This window comes from Pseudonocardia lacus (assembly GCF_018531445.1).
GTDB lineage: Bacteria > Actinomycetota > Actinomycetes > Mycobacteriales > Pseudonocardiaceae > Pseudonocardia > Pseudonocardia lacus.
In genome coordinates, this window is record NZ_JAHDTH010000246.1 from 1 (window position 1) to 10788 (window position 10788).

General features: G+C 74.2%; 9 protein-coding genes. 2 read left to right on the forward strand and 7 right to left on the reverse strand.

Annotated features, from left to right (window positions below; translation table 11 throughout):
- The 3 genes from KIK08_RS33900 to KIK08_RS33910 form a co-directional block, all read right to left on the reverse strand.
- The coding region (locus tag KIK08_RS33900; protein WP_250558382.1) for an ATP-binding protein at window positions 1–1639 on the reverse strand (1639 nt) is incomplete at its 3' end.
- A gap of 332 nt (window positions 1640–1971) precedes the next feature.
- On the reverse strand, window positions 1972–2808 hold the full coding sequence (locus KIK08_RS33905) for an alpha/beta fold hydrolase (RefSeq protein ID WP_214407402.1): 837 nt from the start codon (window positions 2806–2808) through the stop codon (window positions 1972–1974).
- A gap of 518 nt (window positions 2809–3326) precedes the next feature.
- Entirely contained in the window at window positions 3327–5240 is a 1914-nt protein-coding gene (locus KIK08_RS33910; protein ID WP_214407403.1) for a S9 family peptidase, read from the reverse strand.
- A 203-nt stretch (window positions 5241–5443) separates the two neighbouring features.
- Between KIK08_RS33910 and KIK08_RS33915 the strand changes: the two genes are divergently transcribed.
- Window positions 5444–6172: a MerR family transcriptional regulator gene (locus KIK08_RS33915; RefSeq protein WP_214407404.1), complete on the forward strand. Its 729-nt coding sequence runs from the start codon at window positions 5444–5446 to the stop codon at window positions 6170–6172.
- A gap of 81 nt (window positions 6173–6253) precedes the next feature.
- Here KIK08_RS33915 and KIK08_RS33920 read toward each other — a convergent pair whose 3' ends face one another.
- The 4 genes from KIK08_RS33920 to KIK08_RS33935 are packed head-to-tail and all read right to left on the reverse strand — an operon-like array spanning window position 6254 to window position 8709.
- Complete coding sequence (locus tag KIK08_RS33920) at window positions 6254–6682, reverse strand: hypothetical protein (RefSeq protein ID WP_214407405.1); 429 nt, start codon at window positions 6680–6682, stop codon at window positions 6254–6256.
- The gene (locus KIK08_RS33925; protein WP_214407406.1) at window positions 6679–7518 is read right to left on the reverse strand and encodes an alpha/beta fold hydrolase; all 840 of its coding nucleotides are present in this window, start codon (window positions 7516–7518) and stop codon (window positions 6679–6681) included. Before KIK08_RS33925 ends, KIK08_RS33920 begins: the two co-directional genes overlap by 4 nt.
- A gap of 30 nt (window positions 7519–7548) precedes the next feature.
- Entirely contained in the window at window positions 7549–8358 is an 810-nt protein-coding gene (locus tag KIK08_RS33930) for a helix-turn-helix domain-containing protein (protein WP_214407407.1), read from the reverse strand.
- Between the two features lie 33 nt (window positions 8359–8391).
- Window positions 8392–8709, reverse strand: a complete 318-nt coding sequence (locus tag KIK08_RS33935) for a WhiB family transcriptional regulator (protein WP_214407408.1) — start codon at window positions 8707–8709, stop codon at window positions 8392–8394.
- Window positions 8710–9179: 470 nt separating this feature from the next.
- Here KIK08_RS33935 and KIK08_RS33940 point away from each other — a divergent pair.
- Window positions 9180–10788 (forward strand): BREX system ATP-binding domain-containing protein (locus KIK08_RS33940; protein ID WP_214407409.1); only part of this gene is annotated, 1609 nt, incomplete at its 3' end.

Genomic DNA, 10788 nt, shown 5'->3' on the forward strand with positions numbered 1-10788 from the left:
AGCCGCGCGTGAAGGTCGTCACCAGCCCGTCGAGCAGCGCATCGGCGGGCCCCGGCGGGCCGGGCGGTGCGGGTGCCGCCCGGGCGGCCTCGGCCACCGCCGACAGGCCGCGGCCGTCGCCGAGGCCGCCGGTGATGATGGCCGCATCGAGCGCATGCAGGTACGTCTCGCGCGACAGCGCAGTGTCGAGCGGGGCGAGCGCCTTGGCCGCATCCAGCAGCATCCCCGGCACGTCGCTGCCGCGCGTCCGGTCGAACGCGATCTGAGCGCGCAGCAGTTCGAGCCGGGCGCTGTGCAGGGCGTCCAGCGGGCCGGCCGCGGCGACCGCCAGCAGCTCCAGGGCGGTTCCGGACGCACCGGCCTCGTGCTTGGCGTGTGCGGCCTCCAGCGCCCGACCTGCGCGGTGAGCAGGATCAGGGGTCAACTCGGACGCCTGCTGCAGGAAGGCGGCTGCGGCGGCCAGCCCGCCGCGGGCGCGGGCTCGGCCGGCCGACAGCTCCAGCTCGGCGGCGGCGTCCTCGTCGGTGCCCACCACCGCCTGCGCCCGGTGCCAGGCGCGCCGGTCGGGGTCGAGCCGCGGGTCGGTCGCGGTGGCGAGCGCGCGGTGTGCCCGACGGTGGTCCGGCGGTGTGGCGGCCCGGTAGACCGCCGAGCGGACCAGCGGATGGCGGAACCGCACCCGGGTGTCGATGTCCAGCAGCCTGGCCGCCTCCGCGGGCGCCACCGCCTCGCGGGCGATACCCAGGTGTGCGACCGCGCGCCACAGCAGCGCCGCGTCGCCGGTCGGCTCGGCCGCGGCGACCAGCAGCAGCTGCTGCGTGTCGGGCGGCAGGCTGCCCGCGTCGCGCCGGAATCCGTCCTCGATCCGGTTCGGAACGCTCAGCACGTCCGGCAGCTCGAAGCCGCCCGCCAGCTGGACCGGCAATGCACTACGGGGTAGTTCCAGCAGCGCGAGGGGGTTGCCGCGCGCCTCGGCGACGATCCGGTCGCGCACCACGTCGTCCAGCGGAGCGCGGACCGCGGTGGCCAGCAGCGCCCGGGCGTCGGGCGCCCCGAGCCCTTCCAACCGCAACTCCGGCAACCCGGTGAACGCCTCGACGTCGGTCTCAGCGGGGTCGCGCAGTGCGAACACCAGCGCCACCCGCTCGGCCGCCACCCGCCTCGCCACGAACGCGAGAACTTGTGCGGACGCCTGGTCGAGCCATTGCGCATCGTCCACCACGCACAGCAGCGGCCCGTCCTCGGCAACCTCGGCCAGCAGGCTCAGCACGGCCAACCCGACCAGGAACCGGTCCGGCGCAGCACCCTCGCGCGTCCCGAACGCCACCCCGAGCGCGGCCTGCTGCGGCTCGGGCAGCTCCGCCGCCCGCTCCAGCAACGGGGCGCACAACTGGTGCAGGCCCGCGAACGCGAACTCCGCCTCGGCCTCCACCCCGGCCGCGCCTTCGACCCGGAACCCGGTCGCCGCAGCGCACTCGTGCACGTGCTGCAGCAGGGCGGTCTTGCCGATGCCGGCCTCCCCGCGCACCACCAGCACCCCGCTGTCGCCGCCCTGGGCCCGGGCGAGCAGGTGCTCGACCGTCGTGTGCTCGGCGCGCCGCCCCACGACCATCGCCTGGACCTCCCCTGGCGTCGGCATGGGGTCGATTGCGGCAATTGTCACCGATGCGAACCTCACAGGCGAGGCCGGGTCGTCGAGACGCCGGCCTCTCTGCGTCGAGCTCGGCGACGGCACCAGGGATTTCACCGCCGCGGTGTCCTTCCCCGCCGACGAGGGGTGTCCGCCGGAATGGCAGCACCGCGAGCGGATCGCGCGCACCTGCCCGTGCCCGAGCGCCATCCCAACGGCTACAAGCAGTACGGGGGCAGCCACCTCGGGCGGCTGCTGCGGATCAAGAGCCTGGTCCGCCTCGGCTTCGTCGAGCGCCCGCGGCGGGCGCGTCTCGACACCTCCGAGCTGTCGGGGGAACCTCAGGTGCGCGTGTTCACACGCAGGAAGTCGAGTACCAGCGTGACCACGTCGTCGGGGTACTGGGCGTGCGGGTAGTGGCCCGCTGACTCGATCACCTCGAGCCGACCCACACCGGCCGGGAGCGAAGCCACGATCGCCGCGCCCTCGGCCCGCGGGTCGGCCCAATCGGGGTCGAGTGAGCCCTCGACGATCAGGGTGGGGCTGTGGACGTTGCCCAGTTGCTGCCCGGCGTCGGCCGGTGAGGTCCGCAGCATCTTCCGCAGCGCCTTCGCCCGGCCGGGTTCGCGCAGCATGGCGCTGATCTGGGCTCGTCGGGTGGACCAGTCGGATGGTTTGGCGCCGGGGTAGGCGCCGTCGAGGTAGGCGAGCCAGCTCGGCACGCTGCCGAGCATGGCGCCGGCCAGGCGGAGGGCGCTGCGGCGGTAGCGGGCGTTGCGCAGATCGCCGAGTGCGATCGACTGGGTGCGGGTGAACGGGGCCAGCTCGACGACGGCGGTGACGAGGTCGGGTGCCTGGGCGGCGGCGATGGTGGCGGCGCCACCGGAGATCGAGTGGCCGATCAGCACGGCAGGGCCGCCGAGGTGGCGGACCAGCGCGAGCAGGTCGTCGGCGATGTCGGTGCGGGTGTAGGACGGCCAGTGCGCGCTGGACCTACCGCAGCCGCGCAGGTCGAGGGTGGCGACCCGGTAGCCGGCTGCCACGAGGCGGGGCGCGACGAACCGGTAGTCCTCGTGGCTGGTGCCGATGCCGTGGGCGAGTACGACGAGCGGTCCGGTGCCGGTCGACTCGTAGCTGAGGATGCCGCCGTCGACGGCCAGCTGGGTGGGCGTTTCCATGCCGAGCTCCCTGTCTCACTCGCAGGATGGGGATGTCGGCCGAGGACCGGAGACCGCACCCCCCGTGGGCGGTCCGGTAGGGCCCGGCATCCGGTGTGAGAACCAGGCAACACCGTGCCCCTGCGGCACGGTCAACGGTCCAGGTCCGTTCGGCGCTTGGCCGGTGGACGCGGCCGGTGGTCGGTCGGATCCAGCCGCCCGGTGCTCGGTGAGGTCGCGGCCGAGCGTCGGCCCGCATGTGGCTGACATCACATCTAGCCGTGTTGAGTGTGCCGTAGGGGCCGGTGGTTCCGTGAAGTCCGGGGTCGGGACGCACTTACCGGGCGGGGTGTGAGCCGGGAACCGCCACCACCGACGGCCCCGACGGAGTGCTCAACCGCGGGGACCGGGTCATGGTCGAGGGCTGCGCCCGCGAGCTGTCCAGCTGCGGGTTCTGGCCCGGCGGTGGCGAGGAAGGCGCAAGGTCACCGGCTGAACGCGTGCCGCTCGCCGTGGTCGTGCCGCGGTGGTGCCACCCCTCAGGTGGTGCCGCTGTCGCGTCCCCCGAGGTGGGTGGCGAAGTGCCGTTCGACGGCGCGGTTGAGCCGCATCCGGTTCTCCGGGTTGGCGAAGCCGTGGCCCTCGTCGTCGGCGACGAGGTACTCGACCGGCACGCCGCGTTCGCGCAGGGACGCCACGATGGTGTCGGACTGGGCCCGCACGACGCGGACGTCGTTGGCGCCCTGGGCCACCAGCAGCGGGGTCCGGATCCGGTCGACCATGGTGATGGGTGAGCGGGCGAGCATGTCGGCTTCCTGTTCGGGGATGTCGGGGTCGCCGACGTAGCGGTACCAGTTGTTGACGAAGAAGGGCCGGCTGAACGGGGGCAGGGTGCGCAGGAAGTGGGGCAGGTCGGAGACGCCGACGTAGTCGACGGCGGCGGCGAAGCGGTCGGGGGTGACGGTGACGCCGATGAGGGCGGCGTAGCCACCGTAGGAGCCGCCGTAAATGCCGACCCGGTCGGGGTCGGCGTAGCCCCGGGCGACGGCCCAGTCGACGGCGTCGAGCAGGTCGTCGTGCATGGCGCGGGCGAACTCGCCGATCGCGGCGGTGACGTGGCGGCGCCCGTGGCCCAGCGAGCCGCGGAAGTTGACCTGCAGGACCGCGTAGCCGCGGTTGGCGAGGAACTGCACGTCCGGGCGGTAGCCCCAGCTGTCGTGCGACCAGGGTCCGCCGTGCACGAGCAGCACCAGGGGCAGGTTCGTGGGCGCGACGCCGACGGGCAGGGTGAGCTGGGCGTGCAGCGGCAGCCCGTCGCGGGCCGGGAAGGCGACCGGGCGCATCGGGGCCAGGGTCGTGGGGGCGAGGTCGGGGTAGCCGCGGAACAGCTCGCGGGCCCGTCCGGTGGTGTGGTCGTAGAGCCAGGTCACGCCGGGTTCGCGGTCGTGGACGTAGGTGGCGATCCAGCGCCGACCGGCCTCGTCGGAGGACAGGGTGCCCAGCACGCCGTCGGAGAGCTTCGACAGCGCGGCGTGGATCGGGGCGAATTCGGGGTCGACGACCTCGATGTGGGGGCGGTCGGCGACGAACCGGGCGGCGAGCACCTCCCCGGTGCGCCGGTGGGTGTAGACCACTGGTGGAAGCACTCCCGGCGCCATCCCCTCGGAGATGTCGAGGTCGTGGCCGGCGACGGCGGCGACCACGGTCTCGGCGCCGGTCTCCCGGTCGATGCGGACCAGGCGCAGGTCGTCGCCGTCGCCGAAGGAGCCGACGAGCAGGCCCGTCCCGTCGGGGGTGACCAGCTGGGGGTGGACGCCCATCGGGTGCTCGGCGCCGCCGACGCGCAGCAGCGGGCGGGGCGCGCCGGTCGCGGCGTCGAGGGCGGAGATCTCGACGGTGCCGTCCTCGACCGGGCGGGAGCGGAAGGCCGGGCGGCCGTGGCGGTCGAGCAGGACGGTGTGGCCCGGGTCGGGCAGCTCGAAGTGCACCGTGGTGTCGCCGGTGGCGATGTCGACGCGGAAGGCGTCGATGAACAGCGGCCGGCGGTTCATCCAGACCAGCACCGAGCCGGGGTGCCCGGTGAGCGGTTCGACGCCGACGACCCGGGATCCGGGGTTCATCGGGGTGAGGTCGACGGCGGGCTCGTCGGGGTGGTCGAGGTCGACGCGGTGCAGGTGCCAGTCCTCGTTGCCGTCGGTGTCCTGCAGGTAGAGCAGCCAGCGGGGGTCGTCGGTCCAGTGGTACTGGGTGATGCCGCGGCGGGTGTCGTGGGTGACCGGGACGGCGTCGGCGTGATCCTGGTCGACGCCGCGGACGAAGATGTTGAGCCGCCCGCGGTGCGGGGCGGCGTAGGCGAGGCGGGTGCCGTCCGGGGAGATGCCGGGGACGGCGAAGCGCGGGTCGGCGAACAGGTCCTCGACGTCGATCGGATCGGGGATCGTCGTGGTGGTCATGGGTCCTCCGCGGTGGTGGGACGGGCGCAGGGGTTCGGCGTTCGGACCACGCAACACCGTGCCGTCGCGGCACTGTCAAACGCGCCGGCGGTCCTGCGCGCCCGTCCCGACCCGCCGCCGGCGATCCCGTGGCGACCGGCGGCACCGCCGGCGGGTGCGCCGATCCTTGACCGTGCCGCTGCGGCACGGTGTGCAATGGGCCGATGGCCTGGAGCACCCGTGAGCTCGCCGAACTGGCCGGTACCAGCGTGCGCGCGGTCCGGCACTACCACGAGGTCGGGCTGCTGCCCCTGCCCGGGCGGCGCTCGAACGGCTACAAGCAGTACGGGGTGAGCCACCTGGTGCGGCTGCTGCGGATCAAGCGCCTGGTGGACCTGGGGTTCTCGCTGTCGCGGATCGCGGCGATGGGCGAGGACGACCACCACCCGGCCGAGGCGCTGCGCGCGTTGGACGCGGAGCTGGGCGCGACCATCGAGCGGTTGCGGCGGGCGCGCGTGGAGCTGGGGTTGATCCTGCGCGACCACGCACCGACCGACCTGCCCGCCGAGCTCGCCCCGGCGGCCGGGGCGGCGGGGTTGTCGGCGGCCGACCGGTCGATGGTGCTGGTCATGTCCCGGGTGATGGGGCCTGAGCACGTCGGCGCCTACGCCGAGATGCTGCGCTCCAGACCGACCGACCCGACCGACGGCGAGTTCGATTCGCTGCCCGTCGACGCGGACGAGGCGACGCGGCGGGACCTGGCCGAGCGCATGGCCCCGTACATCCGCCGGATGCGGGAGCGGTACCCGGAGGCGATGGCACCGGACGTCGACGCCCCGCGTGGCGCGCGGTTCGTCGCCGAGACGGCGGCCGCCGCCATGGCCGAGCTCTACAACCCGGCCCAGCTCGACGTCATCCGGCAGGTCGGCGCCATACTGGCGGACGGTGGGTGACCCGGTCGGCCATCCACGTGCTGTCGGCCGGGTGCCGGACGTCGACCCGATCGACCCCCTCGGGGTGCACCAGCGTGACGGTCATGGTCGTGTCCCTCCTCCGTCGTCGATGCGGTGCCAGGCGAGCCAGCCGCGGCACAGGACCCACGCCGTGAGGGTCGCGACCAGCAGTGCTCCGTCGACCCACGCGGTCCGCGCGGCGCCGGGCAGGTCGATCACGAGCAGCGCCTGGGCGGTGACCAGCACCTTGTGCAGCACGATCAGCGCCCACAGCCCTCTCTGCGATCGCGGCCGGGCCACGAGCAACGCCCACATCCCGGCGAAGACCAGGTAGGCCGCGGTCCGCCAGAACTCGGTCAGGACCCACTCGGCGGGAGCCGCGGCGACGCGGGTGGCACCTTCGGCGACGGCGACCATCGCCGACAACGCGCAGAGCGCCAGCAGTCCGCGCCCGACGAGGTCGGCACTTCGGGGCGGGGCGTCGGTCACGGCGTCGGTGGCGGCGGTCATCGCAGGAAGGCGCGCAGCGCGGCGTTGACCTCGTCGGCGTGGGTCCACAGCAGCCCGTGCGGGGCGCCGTCGATCTCCACGTACCGCGCATCGGGCAGTGCCCGGCGGAAGCGGCGGGCCGTGGCGTCGATGGGCAGGATCCGGTCGGCGGTGCCGTGCAGGATCAGCGCGGGCGTGCCGCTGGCCCGGACGGCCTCGACGTCGGCACGGAAGTCCTCGATCCACGACGACACGACGGCGTGGGCGGCCACGGGAGCGCTGGAGACGGCGACGTTCCAGGAGGCGGTGACCGCCTCCTGGCTGATGCGGCGGCCGAGGTTGTCGTCGAGGTTGTAGAAGTTCGAGAAGAACTGCTCGAACCAGGCGTAGCGGTCGCCCTTCGCCGCGGCCTCGATGCCGTCGAAGACCTCCTGGGGCACGCCTTCGGGGTTGTCGTCCCGGGCGACGAGGAAGGGTTCCAGCGCGGCGAGGAAGGCGAGCTTCGCGACCCGCTGGTGGCCGTACCGGGCGACGTAGCGGGCGAGTTCGCCGGTGCCCATCGAGAACCCGACGAGGGCGACGTCGCGGAGGTCGAGCGTTTCCACCAGGACGTTCAGGTCGGCGGCGAAGGTGTCGTAGTCGTAGCCGGACCCGACCTTCGAGGAGCGGCCGAAACCGCGGCGGTCGTAGGTGATGACGCGGTGGCCTGCGGCGAGCAGTTCGCGCGTCTGGCGCTCCCAGCTGTGGCCGTCGAGCGGGTAGCCGTGGATGAGCACGACGGGCCGGCCGGCCCCCTGGTCCTCGTAGTAGAGCTCGATCGGGGTGCTGTTCTCGTTCCCGACGACGACGTGTCCCATGGTCTCCTCCTGAGAGTTGCGTGCCTGCCGCTAGCGGACGAGGCGGCGGTCTGCGATCGCGGTGGCGTGCACGCCGTGCCGCTGCGGCACGGTCGACTTGATCTGTTGTGTGCGGATCGGCCCGGGACGGGCGCGGAGCAGGAGCCCTGCTCGGCGCAGGACGTCGGCCTGCGCCGGGTTGTAGAGATCGCGCACGGCCTCGTCGAGGACCCTGGCCGCGGCGACGCTCAGGCCGGTGGTGGCACTCCGCAGGCGGGGGAGCATCACGCGCAGGGTCCGGCTCGGGGACAGCAGCCTGGTCGAGAGCTCGTGGCGGGTCGCGTCGTCGGCGTCGGCGGGGAGTTGGTCGAACGCGGTCGCCGCCGGGCTCGGTGGGAGGCCACGCAGCGCGTCGACGAAGTCGGTGACCACCACGAGGTCGAGCACCCTGGTCAGAACGACCAGCAGAGCGCGGTCGGCGTCGGACAGGTCGACGTCCCGGATCCTCGCGGCGAGCGCGGGCGGGAGGTCGGTGGGTACGGCCTCCTGGAGGATCTGCCGGACCTCGCTGCGCACCTCCTGCAGCCGATCGAGGGTCCGGGCGAGGTGGGCGTCGAGCCCGCGGAGTGCATCCCGGGGGTGCCGGTCGACGTCCCGCAGTTCGGAGATCTGCGGCAGGGTGAACCCGAGATCGGCGAGGCGCTTGATCCGCACGACCCGGACGAGGTGCGCGACGCCGTACTGCTTGTAGCCGTTGGCGCGGCGTCGCGGCTCCTCCAGCAGGCCGACGTCGTGGTAGTGCCGTACCGCTCGCGCGGTGGTGCCGGCGAGGTCAGCGAGTTCGCGGGTGCTCCAGGCCATGGCGATCCCCTCCGTGAGGTCGGTGGTGGGCGGTCAGGGGTGCGCGAGGCGACGTCGGCGGTCGGCCTCGGACAGACCGCCCCAAACGCCGTGCAGCTCCCGGTGGACCAGGGCGTAGAGGGCGCACGGCTGGCGGACCGGGCAGGCGGCGCAGATCGACTTCGCGACCCGCTCGCGGTGCTGCCGCACCGGCGGGTACTCCTCGTCGGCGGCGAAGAACACCTCGCCGACGACACCGCCGCAGAGGGCGTGGCGGTGCCATGACCGCAGGAGTTCGGGAGCGATCCGCCAGTCGGCGTACCGCCCGGCCCGGCCGGTTCGCACGACGGTGACGGGCTCGGTGCTGGTCATGGCGGTTGCTCGCTCCCCGGTCGGTCTGCTGTCGGGTAACAGATTCGCGGCGCGGGCTCCTCGGCCGCGTCGGTGGAAGTCCCTGATGCCGTGGCCGAGCTCGGTCGGGGTAGGCCGGCGTCGCGACGACCTGGTTGCGCCCGCGGGGTTTCGCATCGGTGACAATCACCGCATAAGCCCGTACCGACGCAGGGGAAGAGCCGGATGATGCTGGTGGGCCGGCACGTCGAGCACGAGGCGGCCGACTGACCGCGAGCCGCCGCCCGGGCGGGACGGGCTCTGGACGCCGCGACCACCGCGCACGAGTCGGCAACCACCCCCATCCGTGCCCTCACGGCACGGTTCCGGTCCCGTCGCTCGGCCCACCACGCTCGTGGACGACCACCTTGATCCGGTAGTTTTCGTGGCGGTGGCCGGCGGTCGGGTCGATCTCTGTCGGCAGGGCCTGCGCGCCCTGGGAGGACGAGACGATGCTGGTGGGGCGGCGCGCCGAGCACGCGGCGGTCGATCGGCTGCTCACCCTCTGCCAGGAGGGGCACTGCGGGGTGCTGGTGGTGCGCGGGGAGGCCGGGGTCGGCAAGACCGCGCTGCTGCAGCACGCGCGGGAGACCGCCGTTGCGGCCGGGTTCCGGGTCGAGGACGCGGTCGGGGTGGAGGCCGAGGCGGAGTTCGCGTTCGCAGGGCTGCACCAGTTGTGCGGGCCGTTGCTGGCGCGGGCCGGGGCGCTGCCCGAGCCGCAGCAGGCCGCGCTCGGGGTGGCGTTCGGGATGCGGGAGGGTGCTGCGCCGGATCGGTTCCTGGTGGGGTTGGCGGTGTTGAGCCTGCTGGCCGAGGTGGCCGAGGACGGGCCGCTGCTGTGCGTGGTGGACGATGCGCAGTGGTTGGACCAGGCGTCCGCGCAGGTTCTCGCGTTCGTGGCCCGGCGGGTGGCGGCCGAGCGACTGGTACTGGTGTTCGCGTTGCGCGATCCCGGCGACGGCGACGCGTCCGCGTTCGTCGGGCTGCCCGAACTGCGGATGGTCGGGCTGCCCGATCCCGACGCGCGGGCGCTGCTGGCCGCCGCGGTCCGCGCTCCGCTGGACGACGTGGTGCGCGACCGGATCGTCGCCGAGGCGCGCGGCAACCCGCTGGCGTTGCTGGAGCTGCCCCGGGGCGCACCGGCGCAGCTGGCGGGCGGGTTCGGGCTTCCCGACGTGGCGAGCGTCCCGCGCCGGGTCGAGGACGCCTTCCAGCGCCGTGCGGGCGGCCTGCCGCCCGATGTGCAGCTGCTGCTGGTGGTGGCCGCGGCCGAGCCGACCGGCGACGTGGCGTTGTTGTGGCGCGCGGTCGCACACCTGGGTATCGCCCGCGAGGCGGCGGCGCCCGCGGAGGCGGCCGGGTTGCTGGAGTTCGACACCCGGGTGCGGTTCCGGCACCCGCTCGTGCGCTCGGCCGTGTACCGGGCGGCGACGCCCCCCGACCAGCGCCGGGCGCACGGCGCGCTGGCCGCCGTCACCGACCCGCGGGTCGATCCCGATCGGCGGGCCTGGCACCGGGCGCAGGCGGTGGTGGGCACCGACGAGGACGCCGCCGCCGAGCTGGAGCTGTCGGCCGGCCGGGCGCGCGCCCGCGGCGGGTTGGCCGCGGCAGCGGCGTTCCTGCAGCGAGCGTCCGAGTTGACCCCTGATCCTGCGCTCCGCGCGAGTCGGGCGTTGGAGGCCGCGCACGCCAAGCACGAGGCCGGTGCGTCCGGAACCGCCCTGGAGCTGCTGGCGGTCGCCGCGGCCGGCCCGCTGGACGCCCTGCACAGCGCCCGGCTCGAACTGCTGCGCGCCCGGATCGGGTTCGACCGGACGCGCGGCAGCGACGTGCCGGGGATGCTGCTGGACGCGGCCAAGGCGCTCGCCCCGCTCGACACTGCGCTGTCGCGCGAGACGTACCTGCACGCGCTCGATGCGGCCATCATCACCGGCGGCCTCGCCGACGGCCGCGGCCTGTCGGCGGTGGCCGAGGCCGCCCGGGCGGCACCCGCACCGCCCGGCCCGCCGGGGCCCGCCGATGCGCTGCTCGACGGGCTGGTGACGACCTTCACGCGCGGCT